1 protein-coding gene (only partly in view) is annotated in these 19,504 nt (G+C 62.0%); it reads right to left on the reverse strand.

Every position in this 19,504-nt window falls within one protein-coding gene, locus ACHEXK_RS11145, for a hypothetical protein (RefSeq protein WP_416548987.1), read on the reverse strand. The gene is 71,256 nt long; 14,325 of those nucleotides lie to the left of the window and 37,427 to its right, leaving coding positions 37,428-56,931 in view — codons 12,476 (partial) to 18,977 (complete); the first complete codon in reading order (the gene reads right to left) occupies nt 19,501-19,503. Both the start codon and the stop codon lie outside the window.

Raw genomic sequence — 19,504 nt, forward strand, 5'->3', positions numbered from 1 at the left:
TTGCTCGATGGACAAATTGCCCACCGTGCTCAAGGTGATGCCTGCATCGCCGCGCAGCACGGTGGCATCGGCCATGGCAATGGCCGCGCCACTGCTCAAGCGGATGGCGCCATCCACACCGGTCAGACCGGTTTGCACAGCGTCGCTCACCACCACCATGTTCAAGCCATTGGCTTGCACTCGGTTCACGCTCAGAGCGGCGGTGGTGCCCAGACTCACGTTGCCCAGGCTGGCCACGCTCATGCCCTGCTTGGCCACAAGGGCCGACATGAGCGGCACATCCACTTCAACCGCGTTGGCACTTGTGCCCCAACCGTCAGCGCCCACCCGCAAAGCGCTGGCCACCACATTGATGGTGGTGTCACCGGCCGTGTGGGCGTCCGAGATCAAACCAGTGGCCAGCAAGCTGACCTGGTTGGCCGTGACCACTCCCAGACTGATGTCACCGACAGCCGCCAGTCGGGCGTTGCCCGTGGCCAGCACCGTGGCGTTGGCAGCCATGCTCAAGTTGCCGTTGTTTGCAGCGAGATCGGCGGAGCCGCTGACCGTCAAATCTGCACCTGCGCCCAGGCTCAGGCCCAGACCGGCCAAACCACTCAGGTTCACTGCGCTCACATCTGCATTGAGGTTGAGCGCGCCCGCTGCTTGCATCAACACAGAGCTGCCCGATGTCAGGGTCGAGGCCAAGCTGAGGTCATGGCTGGTGCGACTGCCCGCTTGCAGGACCACCGGGCCGGTAGCGCTGCTGCCGGTGCCCACGGTCAAGCTGGTGGCGCTGGCTACGCCAGTGGTGGCCACACTGTTCACGCTGAAGTTTTGCAGGCCGCCGACGGTGAAAGCGTCCACATCGCGGACAAAGACACCACCTGCAGCTGCCGTGAAGCCCACATGCGTGGCTTCACTCTCAATAACGAGGTCGGCAGCGCCAATGGATGTGCCAGCGAGCAACTCGTAACGGCCACCCAAGAGGTTGCCTTCACGGCGCGCATCGGTGTCGTCGTTTTTAGCGTCCACGATGGCGCCACTGGCTTGCAGGCGAGCAAAGCCTTCGGCTCCGGTCTTCAGGATGCCCAGTGTCAGGTTACCCCCTGCCGCTTGCACTTGCATAGAGCCTTGGTTGACCACCACCTGGGCGTCAACTTGCATGGTCACGCTGGTGGCTGCGTAGATATTCACCGACTGACCCACCGCCTTGGCTTCCAGGGTCGGGGCGTAGTTGTCAAACAACGCGTCTTCCATGATGACCTCGTCGGCCGAGCGCAGCTCTATGCTGCCTGCGGTCGAGGTGATATCGGACTTGATGCGCAGGTCTTGACCGGCGGCCATGGTCTTGAGCAGCACGTGGCCACTGACCGACACAGGGCCGGTGACCTCCAACGCGCCGGCACTCGAAATCAACACCAACGCACCGTTGGCACCGCTGGTGGTCACCACATCCACGGCATTGCTGCCCGTGCCGTGACTGCCGGTGACCAAGAGGTTATCGCGCTCGGTGATGAAGACGCCGCCGCTGACTTGGTTGGACACCGCCATGCTGGCCACCTCGGTGAGCAAGTGCACGCTGCCAGTGCCAATGCCGGTGGCTGCCAACAGCACCACGTTACCGGTGGTGACAATGATGTTTTCACTGCGGGCCTGGCCTTGGGCGTTGTTCAAGTTGCCGGTCAGACCATCGAGAATAGCGCCCTCTTGGGCTTGCAACAGCGAGTTGGACTGGGCTTGCACGCGGCTGAGCACCAAGTCGCGGCCGGCGATCATGTTGACCGCACCCAGTCCGCTGGCACCCACAGCGACCACGGCTTGACCGTCGGTCTGAACGATGTCGCGCTTGGCACCGACTTCAACAAAACCGTCGGTCTGCACTTTGGCAGCCAACAAAGTATCGCGCCCGGTGGCATTGAGGGTGATTTGACCATCGGTGTTGGACAACAGGGCACGCACGTCCACATCTTGGGCGGCGGTCAGGGACAGCAAGCCCCCGTTCAGGCTCATGGCCGAGGCCACCAGAACATTGCTGCCCGCCCCGCCTGCCGTGAGGTTGACGGAGCCAGTGCCCGCACTGGTGATGCCCGAGCCACCGCCTGCGGCCGACAGCACCTGCAGCAAACCGGCTTGGGTGCTGATGCTCACCGTTCCAGCGCCCACTTGCGAGAGGCTGGCCACATTGAGTTGACCACCCGCTTCCAACTCGGTCAGGACCACCGATCCGCTGGCTGTATTGGCCAGGCTCACGGTGTTGACATCGAGGAATCGCATCTCCACACCGGCGGCAGAGCGCACGGTCAAATTGTCGGCGACCAGGGCTTCAGAACTTTCGCCGTCACCCAGCATACCGGCGGCATTGCTTTGGAGAATGAGGCCTTGGGCCGAGTAGAGCAAGACGTCATCACGGGTTTGCCAGCCTGCTTCAATGCGGTTTTGCAAGGTGATGTTATTGACCGCATCGAGTTTGATCTCCCCGGCAACGCGCAGCGCATAACTGACATTGCCCGGCGCATCGGCCACCACAATGGAGCCAGCGTACACCGACAAATCGTCCCAAATCAGCGGCGTGGCCAAGCTACCTATGCGCACCTCACCCGCACCGACCACAGCATGACCGGCGGACTGATGACCCACCACCACACCCGAGAAGCCGTTGACCAAGGCACGCAGATCGGTAGAGTCCAGGTTCAAGCGGTTGGGCTCTGAGAAAGCCGGATCACCCAACTCCACGCCCACACCCAAAGTGGTAGCGCGCAGGGTCAACACGCCGGTGCCTGCCACCGATTGAGCGCCGCCTGCAAAGTCGATCTCGTCGGCCTCCAGGGTGATGTTGCCACCCACGCCATTGGCCGAATTGACCGTCAGGCCACGCTCAAAAATCACCCGCTCAGCACCCAGCACCGTCAGGCTGCCGCCACTGATGTTGACCGCATCGGCAAAGCGCACCGTGCCGCTGGCGTTGATGGTGAGGTCGCCGTGCAAGATGATCTCACCCATGAAGCTCACGTCGTCAGGCAGGTTGAACACGCCTGGGCTGACCTCAATGCCCTGCACACTCAAACCCTCCATGGGGTCTTGCGGATACAAGGTCTGACCGGGTTCGGCAAAACCGATGCGCCCCGCCACCGTGATGTTGCCCGGGGCCTTGAGGGTGAGGCTGTCACCCGCGGTCTTGCCTGCACCATTGGCCTGGCCATCGCCGTTGATGATGTGCCAAGACTGGCCGCCCAGCACCAAGTTGCCGGTGCCGTCAGAGCCTGCAATGGCGGTCACCGCCCCGGTGATGATGAGCGAGTCGTCGATCATCATGGAGTCTGAGACGCTGACCACCGCATCTTGGTTCCAGTAGGTGGTGAAGCCCGAGCCCTTGATGCGCAGGTTGCCGCTCACATTGAGCGACTGGTTCAAGGCGATGGAGCCGCCCACCACCGGGTTGCTCACGTTCACGTCGTCATTGAAGTCGATGGAAGCGTTGCTGGTGTCTGTGCCAAAGGCAATTTGGTTGCTGCCAAAGCTGCTGCCAATGTTGATCGCAGAGAAGCCGGGACTCAAGTAGCCCAACTCGTTGGTGTCCACGCTGTACTGGCCACTGACGTTGGCACCAAAGACCATGGCACCGCTGGTATCCAGATTGGTCAGATTCAGAGCACCATCTGGGCTACGCACCGCAGCGCGCACATCCACATCGTAGCCGGCCAGGTTGACCAGTTCACCCGCCGCGTCAACGGCGCCAGACATGCTCAGTGAACCGTTGAGTGTGGCAATGATGGTCTCACCACCTTGCGAGCCGGTGGCCGTGATCTCGGCGCCAACTGACTGCACCAACAGGGTATCACTGGCCAACAGGTACATGCTGCCACGATCGCTGCTCGAGGCGTTGAGCGTTTTGGCGTTGAGCATGACCGACTCGGGCGACAGCCTGAAGCCAGTGACGGCCTGGCCAATGGTGCCCTTGACCGCAATTTGAATCAATCCATCCGTTGCGGCTGCACCGCCTGTGGCCTTGATGAAGGGGCCATAGGCCTGGCGCAAGATCACACCATTGGCAAGATGAGCCGCTTCCAAGTAGCTGGGCAGGTTGGACACAGTCACTTTGCCCGTGGCCGCATCGGTCACGTAGTAGCCCCGCGACATGATCCACTCAATTTCAGGGTGGTAACCCGTGGGGTTGCCGGACGGGCCCACAGTCAGCCAATTGTCTTTGTAGGTGGCCATGGTGCCCAGGCCGTTATCGGCTTGGGTCAGGGTGCCTGCGTTGAGCAAGCTGCCTTTGGGCAGGTTGATGTTGACGTTGATGCCGCGAATGCCGGCGTTCAGCTTCAAGTCGCCATTGTCGGCCGTGAGATCCACTTTCCCGCCGGTGGAAACCACATCGGCGTTGAGGACCAAGGCGCCATTCGCCCCACCGGCGTACAAGTTGATGGCGCCTGCCGTGGCCGTGACCGCGCCTTGCACCGTGATGGCACCGTTGACAGTGGACAGCGAGACCGTGCCCGAGCTGCTTTGCTCCAAGCGGGTCACAGTCAACGGACCGGCTTCAACCAGGCCAATTTCGCCCGAGCCGCTGTTGCGCAGGTCCAGGGCTGCCACGTCTATTTCAATCGGGTTGGCCGCACTGCCCACGCCCCCTTGGGCCTGAATGACCAGCTTGGCCGACTGGGCGATGATGTCTATGCTGCCCTCGGCCACGTCCACGATGGCGCCTGAAGTGATGACCAAGTCCGCCGCATTCGTGCTGCGCAGCTTGCCCAGCTTGATGTCGCCCGCCGCATTGAGGCTGAGCACACCGCTGCCGGCATTGATCTCGGTCTCGCCGGTCATGTCCAGCCTGCCGCCGCTGGTCAACGAGATGGCGCCGCTGGTCGACAACACGTCGCCAGTGGTCTCCAGCACCAAATTGCCGGCCGACTGCAAAGTAATGGCACCACTGACAGAAGTGATGGCCTCGTTCAGTTCCAACGCGCCGGCCAAGGTGCGCAACGCAATGGTGCTGGCGCCAACCGCCGTGATGGCACCGTCTACTGTCAACCGGCCGCCAGCTTGCACCAGCACGGCAGCACCGTCCGTGCTTTGCAAGCGCTCAATGCGCAAGTCGTCGGCCTCGTACACCGTGATGGCGCCTTTGGCCACCACCGACAAACTGTCCATCTCGACCGTGTTGCCAGCAGAGCCCAAACTGACGGCACCGGCCACCGCGCTGAGCACCACATCAGCGCCCGCAGCCAGCGAGGCGATGGAAATGCCGCCGCTCTTGGCCGTCAGCGTGATGTCGCCCGCTACGCCTGTGATGCTGCCAATGGTGATGGCGCCATCGGCTTCAATGGCCACGTTGCCGCCACCCAAAATGACCAACTCAGTCAGGTTCAAAGCGCCGACTTGAACCACCGTGAGGTCGCCAGGACGCGTCATGACCACCTTCATGGTGCCCACATCGCTGTTCAAGCTGAGGCTGCCGCCCACTTCCACATCCAGCACGGCCGCTGTCACGGTACCACCCAGGGTCACGCCGCCAGAGGCTTGCAGATCCACACGACCCGTACCCACACGGCCTACGTTGATGGGCGAGACCACCACCAGATCGCTCTTGCTGCTGCCCGTGTCGTCGACACCAGCCACCAGCTTGATCAACTCATTCGCCCCGGTTTCCAGCGAGACCACCGTCAGGCTGCCATTGGCGGCCAAGCCAAAACTACCGGCCGTGCGGTCGGGCATGACCAGCACATAGTCGCCAGGCAATGCCACGGGGTTGGCCGGGCTGCCAGCCGAGGCGTCCACCCGGCTGGAGGAGGCCGCAAATGCGGTGTTGGCGGCAGCAGCGGTCAGCGTCAGGCTGTACTCGGGGTTGGCGTTGGTCACCACCACACTGGCAAAGCGGCCGCTGGCGTCCAGCAAGGCCTTGAGCTTGCTCAGCACACTGGTGTAATTGGCAGTGACACCCGCTTGGCCAATTTCAGCCATGTACTCGGTGCCGTCGACGGTGACCGCATACTGAATGCCGGTTTTGAGTTCACCTGTGGGCAGGCTCACCTTCGCCACCTGGGTAGCGCTGGTCCCAGCAGTTGTGGGGGTGGCCACGGCACCGCTGACGGTGCCGGTGGAGTTGACAAGGCTGAAGGCGCTCACGCCCGAAATACTGAAGGCTTGGTTGTTTTCAACCGCCGTCAGGGTCAGGGTGCGGTTGGCCACGTCGATGTCGGCGCGAATTTCACCGTCGGTGCCGACATGGTTGGTGTTGTAGGTGTCGAGCGCGTCCTTGAAACCATTGAGAATGGCGGTCCAATTGGCGGTGGCTGAAGTGGTTTCGACCACCACCGTGCGGGCCACGCCACCTGCGGGGGTCAGCGTCAGGGTGTAGCGCTGGTCGGCCGCCGGAGTTTGGGCGTCAAACTGCACGGTGCTGACCTGTTGGGACACGCTGGCGGTGTTGGTGGGCGTGGCGCCGTTGTCTTCAATGTTGTTCAGGTTGTTGCGCACCAGTCCGGCCACCGAGAAGGGCTTGTTGGTGTCATCCGCCGTGAGGGTCAGGCTCAGCGAAGCCAGATCCAGCTGAGCACTCAGGTCGTTGCCGCTTTGGGCATTGATGGCATCGCTCAAGACGGTGAGCAACTCGGCCGATGTGCGCACCTTGTCATGGTAGGCCGACAGGCCGCTCACTTCCAGGGTGCCCGACTTGCTCACAGTCAGGGTGCGCGTGACCGCGTCCACCGCCACGGTGGCCGCCAGATCGGTGTTCGCCTCTATGGCCGTTTCCAGCGCACCCAGCACCGAGGCCCAGTCGGCCGTGGCCACCGTGTGGCTGAAAAGGGCACCGCCCGTGCTCCATTTGAGGGCCACATTGATGACCTGCCCGACCGCCAAGCTGAAGTCGTCAAAGGTGACCGCCAAGGTACCGCTGCCCGCCGTCATCTGGGCCGGCAGCGCACGTGCAGTGCCCACAAACCGGCCATTGACGGCCGTGCTGGTGAGCACCAGCTTGCCGCCGGACACGCTCGCATCCACAAATTTGTTGGCCTGCGCATTGATGCTGGCTGCCAAACTGGTGAGCAAGGCGTTGGCGTCGTCGGTGGTGGCCTTGTACTCGTAGTTGAACTCGCTGTCGCGGTTGATCAGGTAAACCCTGTAGCTGCTGCCCGCCTCCACCGTGGCGCCAAAATCCAGGGTGCTGATTTGCTTGGTCGTGCTGTTCGGCGACTGTGTGGTGGTGGCCACGGGCTGCGCCGCTGGCGTGTCCACCCGGTAGTTGGCATTGACGGTGTAGTTGCGCAGCGCGCCGGAAGCGTCGGTCAGAACGAGGCTGACTTGGTCGCCCGACACGGGGGTGTAAGAGCCACTCAAGGCTACGGTGCTGACTTGGGCCACGCCTGTGGCTGCCAGTGTGACCGGATTGGCACCAGTGGCCACGACGGCGTTGGCTGCGTCCACACCCAAAGCGTCAAGGGTGAAGGAAAAATCAGAATCGGTCGACGTCAGGGTCAGCTTGCGGCTGGCCTCGTCCGCCACCACCGTCACGCTCTCGCCCTGGACAATTTGGCGCTTGAGCTCGTCGAGCACAGAAGTCCAGTCTTGCGTCACGGTAATGACCTGACCGCTGCCATTGATGCCCACCTTCGCCAAGGGCGTGGACGTGGCGTTGTTGGCGGTGTTGTACAGGTCGGCCAAGGCCACCGCAATCATCACCAAGGTTTGGCCAGCGCCTGCCGTGAGGGTGTGGCTGGCCGCGCCCACCGTGAGGGTATAGGTGGCACCTTGCACCACAGCCAACTCGCTCAGATCCAGGCGGACAGGCGCACCGGTTTTGCCGCCTTTGGAAATGGTGACCTCGCTGGTACCTGCCACAGACTGCGGCATCGCTTGTGTGGCCAGGCTGATGACGGCACTGCCCGCGCCGCTGGTGATGCTGATGACCGTGCCACTGGCGCTGGCTTGGTAGCTGGCATGCGCCTCAACACTTGCGGCCAAGTCGGCAGCAAGCATGGCGACGGTGGTGGCAGCGCCGGCCGTGCTGGTGAAGGTCTGGCTGCCCACTGTGAGGGTGTAGGTCGCACCCGTTTGGGCCGTCAAGTTCGCCAAGTCAATCAGCCGCACGCGCTCTCCAACGGCGACTCCATAACTGCGCTCGGTGACCACGGTGGCGGTGTCAGCAGCACCCGTGGTGGACACGGTCAAGCTGGTAGAGCCGGTGACTGCCGCACTGAAGGTGGTGCCTGTCCGACCATTGATTTCAGCCGCCAGCGCAGTGGCCACCGATGCAGGGGTGCTGGTGCCCGCAGTGACTGGCGCACTGTAGATCTGCCCACCGATTTCCACGACCACAGCCGACAAACCGGTCAAGTCCAAGCTGGCCAAGTTCAGGGCCGAACCCGTGGCGGCGCTGTTGAACACCGTCACTGTTTTCACGGTGGCGTTGGGCACCGTGGTGCCATTGAGCACGAGCGTGGAGCCGCTGGCCACATCGGTGATGCCGGCGCTGGTCAGGGCTGTTGCCATGTCAGCCGCCAAATCGGTGGCCAATTCTGCAGCCGTTGCACCCACCAGCGTAGAAGTCAGTACCGTGGTCGAAGTGCCGCCTGCCAAGCTGAGCACCACTTCGCGGGTACCCGCCAGCGTCACATTGGCAAAGTCCACCGTCATAGATTGCGACTGTGTGGCCGAGCCCAAAGAGACAGCCGGCGCCACAGTGCTGATCTTGACCTGCGCCTCGTTCACGTTGGCCAATTCCATCACCACATTGCTGCCCACTTGGGTGGCGTAGCGGTTGCCATTGATCACGATGGCGATCTCGCTGTTCGCGCTCAATGCGCCACTGGCAAAGCTCAGGTCGCTGATTTGGTAGCCACCGGTGCCTGCAGACTGCAGCACCGTGCCGCCATCGGTCACGGCATTGGCCAAGGGGGTGGCAGTGGCTTGGTTGAGCTGCAGTGCGCCCACGGTGAATGGGGTGTTGGCCACCCGTGCGGTGAGCGTGAGTTGGCGAAGATCGCTGTTGAAACTCACGTTCACGGGGCTGCTGGCTTCGATCAGGGTTTTGAATTCGCCCAGCACATCGCTCCAACTGGCGTTGGTTGGCAAGCCACCCACACCCGGCTGCACCACGATGGCTGCGCCACCATTGATGCTCAAGGTGTATTCGTAGCCCAAGCCCAACTCGAGCGGGAAGTTCACGGTGCTGACCTGCGTGATCAAGCTGCCAGCCGCAGTGGTCAGGCTTTGGTCGTTGGACTGCACGCCCGTGCCGGTGGCAAACACGCCGGTTTGCGTGACCGTGGTGGCAGATTTGCTCAAGCCGTTGGAGGCAATGGTGCGCACCTCCAACTCCAAGCCAGTGCCGCGCACTGTCGGATCGCTCAGCAGCAAAGGCGGCAAAGCAATGTTGTTGGTGCCCGCCGAGAAGCTGCCATCGCGCACTTCCACACGCAAGCCGTACAGGTCGGACGACTGCTGGTCCAGTGCGGTGTAACGCAGGTTGCCCGCCAGCTGGAAGGCCTGATTCACGCCATTGGCGGTCAGCGTCAACGTGGTGGCGCCAGCCGTCACGGTTTTGGCAAAGGCGCCGATTTCACCCGCCTGCACCTTGGTGGCCAAGCTGCTGAGCAGCGTGCTCCAACTGGCGCCCGCCGTGGCCGTGACAGCATAGCGGCGGTTGTCCACTTGCACGGACACCTCGTCGCCGGCAGCCAGGGCAAAGGTGACCGCACCCGTGGCGGTGAAGCTTTGGTTGGCGCTGTCGGCGGTGAGCACCAACTGGCGTGCCCCCACCACCACGGCCGCAGAGGTGGGACCGGTGTCGATTTGGGACTTCAGCGCGTTCAACAAACTGGTCCAAGTGGTGCCGGCTTGCACGGTGCTGGTGTAGGTACTGGCACCCACGGTGACGGCGTAGACATCGCCCACTGTCAGTTCGCGTTGCTCAAAACTCAGACCCGTGATTTGTTGGACGCCAGAAGCGGCCAATTGGGTGGCAATCACCCGGGCCGGAACATCAAACGACAGTTTGCTGCTTTGGTTGCTGCCGGCCGAGGCGCTGGAGAGCGTGGTGTTTTGAGCAAACACCTGTTGAATGGCCGCCCATTCATACACACGGCCCTTGGCGTCCGCCACCACGGTGCCGCCGGTCTTGAGTGCGCCCACGGCCGTGCCGGCCTCGACGTTGTCCAAGTACAGATCGGCACCCGATTTGAGTGTGATGTTGTCGCCGTCAGCGGTGTTGCGCAAGTCACGCACATACATGTCGCCGCCAGTGGTCACCTCGATGCTGCCGTCGTTGGCGACCAAGGCGTCCACGATCAGGCCAGTGGCTTCATTGATGCTCACGTTACCCGCCGTGCGGGAGTCCAGTGTCAATCGCGTGACCAAGGTGTTGAGCTGGGCAGCGCCCAGGGTATCCACCACCAAATTGTCCGCAATGAAAACAGACGCGCCGTCGGAACTGATGGATTTGGCGGTCAGCGCGAGCTGGCCACCCGAGGTGCTGGCCGAGACAATGCCGCCTTTGACCGACAAAGCCCCTTCGACGCGCAGCGTCACATTTTGGGCAGAGTCAAAGCCGCTCAAGCCGCCAATAAAGCCTGACAAGCTCCAGTTGCGCTCCACGCCCACACTGGTGTCATTCAAGTCAATGAAGATGTCGCGCAGGGCGCGAATCTCAAAGTCTTCGGCCGGCAGGTCATTGGTCTGGATGTTGACGAAACCGGTAGGCGAAGGCACAGAGCCTTCGCTGATGCTGTCGGCAAAATCGCCGTCAAGGTTGAAGTCGATGCCTGCCGCCGCTTCAGTGACCGTGTCCAAGGTGTCGCCGTCGCCGGTGAAGTCGAACGCCTTGCTGGCGTTGTTCTTACCGCTGGCGGTGAGCACCACTTGGTCGATTTTGCTGTCAATGTCTTGCGTGCCGTCATAACGCGTGCCTTTGAGGCTGATCGTGCCCTTGAGCACCAAGTCTTCACCGGCCACCAGTTCAAGCAATCGGTTGGCCGACAAACTGCCGTCCAGCGTGAGCGTGCCGCCACTGCCCAAAATCAGCGTATCGGCCGACAAGACCGTTGGCAACTTGCGCGAGTAAGGATTGGCCTGTGTTCCTTCGCCAAACTGGATGTAGCTGCCAGCGCGGTACTCCAAGCGTTCAGGCGCTTCAAAGAAGCGATACAGCTGCACCGCGTCAGCCGCTGCAAAGCCAATGCCGCGGGTGTACACCAGGGCCTCGCCACTGGCGGGACGCAGCACAGAGACGCTGTCGTTCTGGCTTTCCAGGCGAATGGCATCGCCCTTGATCAGACCGCTGTAGCCAGGCTTGAGCACACTGTTCACGGTCACATCCGCGCGACCCACGCGCAGTTCGCCTTGCACCGTCAAACTCACATCATCGGCACCCGCCGTCGGCGAGGTGATGACGGCGCGCAGCACATCCAGACCCTTGGATTTTTCCAGGTAGCCGTCCACCTCAAAGAGTGTGATGTCACCGCTGTTGGTGCGCACGTCCAAAGCATTGAGTGCCAACTCCATGCCCGTGATACCCAACGCCGCCTCAATGGTCAGGACATCGGCCACCAGATCGACCGCGTCGTCGACAAAAGTCTCCAGCACGCGCCCACCGGTCGAGGTCAGGAACACGTCGCCAAGCGAGCTCAAGCTGGTATTGGCCACCACCGCGTTGGACGAGTCCAGAACCACAGGGGCTTGTGAAGCGTCGGCGGCATAAAGGCCGGCCACAACAGAACGGACAAACACGTCGCCAGCGGCAGTGATGCGGATGTCGTTGGCATCGTCGTTGGACAGGGATCGCACATTGACCAGGTCCACCGCACCGGCGGCCACCACCGTGAAGGAGCCGTCGGCCACTTCCACGTTGTTGAGCTTGATCAGCTGGCTGCCTTGGTTGATGAACACATCACCCACGCCTTTGGTTTGCAGGCTCAGGCTATTGACGCGGGTGAACACAGGGGCTGCATTGCTGCCCAGCCCACCATAGATGGCCAAGCTCAGATCATCGGCTTCAATGGGCTTGGTGGCGTCTGCAAAACTCAGCGCACCTTGCACCTGGAAGACCACGTCGCCGCGACGCACGCCAGTGGCGTTGCCGGTCGAGAACTCACCCACCCGCAGGTTGGCCGAGGCCGTGCCGGGGCGCTTGTCGGTGCGCACACTGATGTCGTTGCGGTCGTTCAAACCCAAGGCCAACAGCTGCACGGCGTCCACATCGCCCGCATTGACGATGTCAATGCCGCCGTCTTTGCTCTGCGCGCGCGTCACCGTCAGGTTGCCCGAGTTGAACAGGCTGATGTTGCCCACGCCAGTGAGCGCCAGATTGACCGCAGCCGTGGCCGTGTTGAGGGTGATGCCACTGTCTCCGGTGGCAAGTACCTGGGCTGCTGTGAGCAAACCGCTGGGCAACAACCGGGTGGTGACCACGTTGTTGGCGTCGGTGAAGCTGCGCGAAACCAGGGTTTGCGTGATGCTGCCCTTGGCCGAGGTCAGGGTAATGGCCTGCCCACTGGCGCTGGCCGTGAAGGTGGCGTTGTTCAGTTCAATGTCACCACCCACCAGACCTGTGGTCAAGCTGATGCCCCCAGTGCTCGCTGTGACCTGGGTGTCGGCATCGGCCGTGAGATGGCCGCTCTGGGCAAGGCCTTGGCCCGACTTCAACACCACATTGCCCGCAGTGATCCGGCCCGACAGGTTGAGGTCGCGGCCCGCAGAAGAGGTGACCGTGATGGCGGCACCATCGACAGCGCTGACCACGCCGCCCAGCATGATGTCGCGATCACCCGTCAGACTCACACTGGCCGTGGTACTGGCCGTGTCTGCATTTTGCACCGCCTTGAGCTCAGCCGAATCGGCCACCGTGAGCAAGCGCCCGGCGAACAAATTGAGTGTTTCCGCCTGCAACACCGAGGCAATCGGCACGGTCTGGCCACCGACCACCGTGGTGATGGCACTTTGCACGCGCAGTGTGTCGTCGGCGCTCAGGTCCAAAGTTTGCGCAGCCTGGAGCTTGCCGCTCAGGCTGAGCTTGCCCCCCGAGGCAATGCTGATGTTCTGCGCGCCCATGGAATTGCCAGGCTCGCCAAAGGCACGCACAGAGGCTGTGTCGGTGCTGGCCACAGTTTTGAGCACGGTCTCGGTCGAGTAGATGGGACGCATCTCCCAGACCGTCACGCTCTCAAAATTCACCACTGGAACTTGCTTGGTGGTGGTCTGCTCGATGGGCAGCTTTTCAAACAAGTTGGTGCTTTGTGTGACCAACTTGAATTCTTGGCGAACGCGCTGGTCATAGACCGGCTTCCACTTGGATGTCCACTGGTAGGTGTAGTCCAGGTAGTTTTCTTGGATGCTTCGATCCAACTCTTTGCGCCCGTCCACTTGGTAGACGTTGTACTCGGAGCCGCCTTTTTTGCCCCTGTCGTCGATGTAGCGCACCGTGGTACGCACTTGGTCAAAGCCACCATCGCTTGGGTTGGCGTTGGCGCCGCCTGTTCTTGAGTTCAGGTTGAACCCACCGTTCTCCAGGGTGGTTTTGTAAGACAGTTGCTGCGTCAGATCGTTGCGAACGGTCTGGAAGTTATTGAACCCGTTGACGGTCGTGTAAATATTGAAAATCGTGACGTCGTTGCCGGTCCAGCGGTAACCACCCCCGCGCGACCACTCGCCCAGGTTCTGCCAGTCAGACCAGAATTTGTACTGGAAGCCAAACTGGTTGGCGTCCATGCGTGCGGCGCCCACTTGAGAGAAGGCCGAGGTGTCAAAAGCCAGCACATCGAAGTAACTGTCAAAGCCCTGCACGCGGTCAGTGAAACGGCCCATCTGCGTGTTGTCCGCGGCCGCAGCCCAAGCCTGTTTGGTCAAAGTCTCGCCAGGGTTGTTGTAGTAAACCTGGTCTGCAAAGTAGCCGTTGGTGTCGTCCTTGAAAGCGGTGGCCTGGGTGTTACCAGCGGTGTAGGTCCATTGCGGCGCACGGTTGAGCACATCGTCGCTGACGCGAGCGTCGAAGTCATAGGTTTTGACGCCTGTACTGCCCGCGTAACTGGCCAACCAAGTACCGCGGCCGTCTTCGTTGGGCGCATGCGCGCCTCGGTTGTCTCCGCTGAAGCCGTTGGTCGGGAAGTAGTAGTTCGAGGTGATTTGCTCGTAATTGACCTTGCCCACTTCTTGGTAACGGCCCACCAACTCTCCGGTAGCCGTGTTGCGCGCGGTGGTCCAGGGGTTGGGGTTGGAGGGGTCATTGGGCAACTCATACAGGTTGCCGCCCGTGCCAAAGCCCGCGGTTTGCAAATTGGCTTCAGCCGTGCCTTTGTTGACGCTCAAGAACTCGGTCTGGCCCTTGGACTCAACGCGTAAGATGTCTTCATTGGCGCCTTTGGGCATGCGCACATAGCGGTCGCGCCAGCCGTCGACGTCGAGGTAATACACCACTTGCTCGGCAGCGCTCCAGGCGGGAGTGATGGCCCGGTCGGGCTGATCCACGCCTTTGTAAGTGCTTTTGAGCACCGCATTGCTGTAGGTGAACTGGAACAGCGGCATGTAGCCAGTTTTCTTGAGCACAGCCGTGCGTTGGGCATCGTTGAGCCCAGTGAAATCCAAGTAGGTGGCCGTTTGGGTGTAATCGTTGCCCGGCGCATTCGCGCCCGAGCCTGCCCAGTCCACCGTCGCATTGGTGTAATCCACGCCTTCAGCCAACACCTCGACAAAGCGTTTGGACACCTCTTGGAGAGGGTTGTAGTAGCCCACTTGGGTGAGCACCACGTCCATGGTGGTGTACTCAGAGCCCACCTTGAATTCTTTGTACTCGACCACCTCGGTGATCTGGGTCGTTTCCCAAGTCACCACCGGCACCTGAATTGGGTCGGGCAGCGCCACTTTTTCGTAACCCACCACGGTGGTCAGCGTCTCGGCCACAGTTTTGTAGCTCTCCACCGACACCGAGCGGGTGGAGCTGACGTTTTGCGCCGCATCGAGCGTCACGTCGCCGCCGGCTTTGAGCACAATGGCGCCGGTGGCCGCTGTCAGCAGGGCCTGCCCGCTGACCACAATGTTGCCGCCAATCAGCTCGCTGCGCAGGATGGTGCCTTCCAAGCGGCTGCGGCTCCAAGCCATGTCCACACCGGCATTGAGCTCGATGTTGCGGTTAGAAGACAGGGCACCACCTGCAATGGTCAGCGATTGCCCCACGTTGATGAGGATGCGACCGTCGCTGGCGCCCTTGCCAGCCAGACCCGCGGAGACGATGCCATTGACATCGGCCAATGGCGCCAACAAGTGAATCAGCTTGTCGGCCATGATGATGGCGTCGTTCGGGTTGGCCGGTGACACCGCATTGCTGCCCGAAACTTCCAAACTGCTGCGGGCCTTCATGAAGACTTGCGAATCAACGCCTGTGGCATACACATAGGCACCCGAACGCACGCGGATGTTGTCGGCATCCATCTCCAGTGTGTCGCGCACGTTGATGTTGCGGTAAACAAACACGTCTTTGTCGGTGGACTGCAGGCTGAGCAAGCCCACGCGCGCTTCACCCAGGTCGCGCTGACCGAGCACACCCTTGATGTAAATGGAGTCGGTGGCTGTCACGCGGATGGTGCCGCCTGCGGCAGTGTCCAGCGTACCGCCAGAGAGGTAGTTGTTGTTGGCGTCAAGCACCAGGGTTTCAACCAGCACGGCAATACCGCTTTGGTGGATGCCCGCGGTGATGCTGAGCTGGTCGTCGGCCGAGACCAAGCCGTCGACCATGAGCTGGGCGCGCGTGCTGATGCTAATGTCGGCGCCCACGTCAGAGGCACTGACCTGGCCACGCAGCCAAATGTCGCCGTCGCTGCTCAACACAATCGCACCGTCAGGGCCTGCAGCTGCTTCACTCCAGGTGGCCGACGCAAGATTGAATTTGCCGGTGGCATCCGACCAAATCGAGCTCTTACCCGACATGCCAATGCCCACGCCCAAAGTGTCAGGCGCACCATTGACAGAAATGCGACCGGTAGCCCAGAGTTTGCCACCCACCAAGGTGTTACCCAGGACAAAGCCAGAACCAGCGCGCAGGTCGATGCTGGCATTCTTGCCAGTCCAGCTGGAAGTCTGGTTGACGCTGTCGTAAGTTGAACCGGCATTGACACCGCCCAGCACGCTGACCGTGCCGCCCGACAGTTCAATGCGGCTTTCGTTGGCTTCGCTGAACAGCACAGCATCACTGCCCACACTCAAGCGCCCAGTGGCCGAGAGCGTCAACAAGGTGTCTGCGGCCATGACCACGCCACCGGTGCCGGCGGTGGTGCCCAGGTCAATGTTGCCGCCCGCGCCCAACAGCAGGTGTTGGCCAGCTGCCGAGGCCATGAGGCTCAGGCGAGGGGCACTGATGTCGCGTCCGGCGGTCACGCTGAGCGAACCAGCCAAGGTGAAGCTGCCGCCCAAGGCCACGTCGCGGGTGGCTTCAATGAGCACCTCGTCGTCGTAGGTGGCTGGGGTGGCCAAGCTGCTCTTGATGACGCCGGCAATGACCACATCGTCACCACGCAAGGTCATGAGCGCGCCAGTCTCCAGCCATCCGCTGCGCTGAGCCACCGTCAGCGTGCCTTCTTTGGAGGCGATGTCCAAGCGAGCCAACTGGGTGTTGCCCCGTCCGATGACGCTGTCAATCAGCACATTGTTCAGGCCAGTCAGCACAATGCGGCCACCTGGGTCACGGGTGATCAATTCGCTGGTACCCAGCGTGGCCAGGCTGGTTTCCAGCGGATTGATGTTGGCGGATGTGCCGGCCGTGACGATGATGTCGCGTTGAGCTTCCAGGCGGCCACGGATTTCCAGTGTTTGCTTGGCGTTGATGACGATGTCCGCGTAACGACCCAAGGCCACCAACTCACCCTCAAACACGGCGTTACCGGCCGGGCTGAGCGTCATACCGCCGCTGAGCGTTTCCAAGCGGCTGCTGGCGGTCAGCAGCACGTTTTGCTCACCGCTGGCGCGTGGCAAGGTGTTGAAGTCTATGCTGCTGTAAGCCCGCACATAACCCGACAAGGTGACCGAGCCACCGGCTTGCTGGGCATTGCCAATGAGCACCTTGGAGCCACGAGCGCTGGCGTCCACCGTGGGCAGGCGCAGGGCCGTGACACTGGCGCCTGCCGCCTTGGCATCGCCAATTTGGCCAAAACCCAGGCGCTGAGCACCGCCACCGTCTGCGCGGGTCAAGCTGAACTGGTAACCACCCACCAATTGCAAGCGGCCGTTGAAGTCGCGCACCCGCAATTGATCAGCCGTCACGCCCAACGTGGTGTTGATCGCGTTCTGCACATCGGCCACCAGACCCAGCAGGTCGGTGTTGTTGGCCGCCGCAGCCTGGCTGACGGTGATGAGACCAGTGCGCACATTGCCCGAACCCAAGTCCAAGCTGATGTTGAAAGAGGTGTTGGCGCTGAGGTCACCTTTGGCAAACTCAGCAAACCCATCGGCCAGCACCTCATAAGTCCAAGCCGGCAGCATGACCGTCACGTCGCCTGTGGCGCCCAGCTTGATCTGGCTGTTCTCGCGGAATGTGCGCAAGCGTGTATCGCCGCTGAGCACCACGCCATCGTCCAACCAAGGCTCAGCCACCGTCGCCGTGCGGCTGCCAGTGCCGCCCAGCACATCGATCAACTTGCCAGCCACCAGGCCCTTGCCCAAGTTGGCTTGGCCTTGAGCGCGGATGACGATTTCAGAGTCGCCATCTTTGTAGACTGGCAAGCTGCCAATGAGGGTGCCGCGGCTGTCGCGCATGTCCACAATCTCGCCGCCAGCCACCACTTGGCCAAACAGATCGGCATTGCCCAAAGCATTGATGACAATTCGGCCCGCCTCTTGGGCGGTGCTCATGCGGCCAGTGCCCGGCAGCTTCACGCCGGTGCCGTCTGTGGAAACGCCCGAGTCCACGGTGATGAGTTGGCTGGCTCGGAAAGTGCCGCCCAATTCATTGAGACTGCCGTCCCTGGCGCGTGCCATGCCGCCCAGGTAAACCTGAGCTGCCGATTGCAGTGTGAGGGTGGAGTCTTTCTCTACCCAAGTGACCACGTCGCGCGGCAAACCGTCCACGGTCATGCGCGTGACCGCGCCGCCCGAGGTGATTTGGCCCATCACGCTGATGCCGCCCACAGCGTTGACCGTGATGCTCGAGCCCGTGGCGGTGCTGGTCAGACCCAAAGCATTGAGACCGCCAGCCGTACCGATGATGACGCCGTAGCCGTTGTCACCGTTGCCCGGTGCGCTGCTGGTGCTGACGTTCACGAAGCCGGTGGCCGTCAGAGCGCTGTCAATCCAGATTTGCTCACCGGCCATCACAGTGATGCCCGCATCTGGGGAGTTCCACACCAAGCCGCTGGCGCTGTTGTAGCCACCCGCGCCCACTTTGCCCCAAATTTCCACGTCCTTGCCGCCTTGCAGCAGCACGTTGCCGGTTTTGGCATACATCTGGGAGGAGGCATGCACATACAAGCTGGTGCCCTGAGCATTGGCGCCAGGCACGGTCAAAGCCGCGCCAGTGGCCGACACCCCACCACGCATGGTGATCTGGCCGGGCACAGTGGTCTCACCTTCCCAGTAAACAAACTTGTCAGACTGGATGAAGAGGTCTGAGTCAGCGCCCATCAAATTGATGGTGCCGCGCACAATCGCCGCGTCTTTGACCTCAATGTGCAGGTCGGTGTTGGCTTGCATCGTGGTGAGCGTGCCCGTGAGCAAGAAGCCAAAGCCGCGCTGGCCGGTCAGTGGGTGTGTCTCATGCAGCTCGAGTTGCTCAACCACACCATCGTTGTTGCTGTCCAGCGCGTAGACCACCAGGGTCTGCGTGGGGTTGAGGCTGTCGGTCAAGAGCCAACGGTTGGTGGGCATGTCATTGCCCGCACCCCAGACCATCTGGGCATTGCTGTAGTCACCGCCCTCGCCTTCCACAAAGGTCTGGCGCACGGTATTCGCACCCTGGCCGGCCTTGTGGTAAACGGTCCCGGTGTAGCCCTCAAAGCCAGTGGCTGCGAGTACGCGGGCGCGCTGCACTTGGCTGAGCGCATCAAAAGCCGTGCCTGCGGCCGGCACCTCGATGTCGCTCCAAGCGATCGTGGCGTTGCTGTAGTCGCCGGTGTTGCCTTGCGTCAGGCCCAGGCGGTAGCTGTTGGTGCTGGCGTCATACAAGGACGGTCCGCTCCAGCGGCTGTAGCCGGCTTCTTTGAGCACCACCGTTTGCTGGGCCACACTGAGGACGTCGAAGGGCAGCCCATCGATGGGCTTGTCCATGCCGGCCCACTTGGCATCGGCGATGTCCGAGTAAACCGTGCTCAACACGGGCACAGTGGCCAGCACGCGCTCGGCCGCAATGGCCGTCGGGTTGACGAAGAGTTCGCGCTGGGCGCGCACCAGGCCAAGCTTGTCGAGCACCACGTTTTGCTGGGCGGCGCTCAGGCTTTCAAACGGGGTGTCGGCCGCCGGGGTGGGCACGCCGCCCCAATCGATGGTGGCCAGGTTGTAATTGGCCGAGCCAAAGCCCTGCACCACCCGCTCGAGCGGTGCGGCCGCAACA

The organism is Limnohabitans sp. DCL3 (genome assembly GCF_048019295.1).
Lineage (GTDB): Bacteria > Pseudomonadota > Gammaproteobacteria > Burkholderiales > Burkholderiaceae_C > Limnohabitans_A.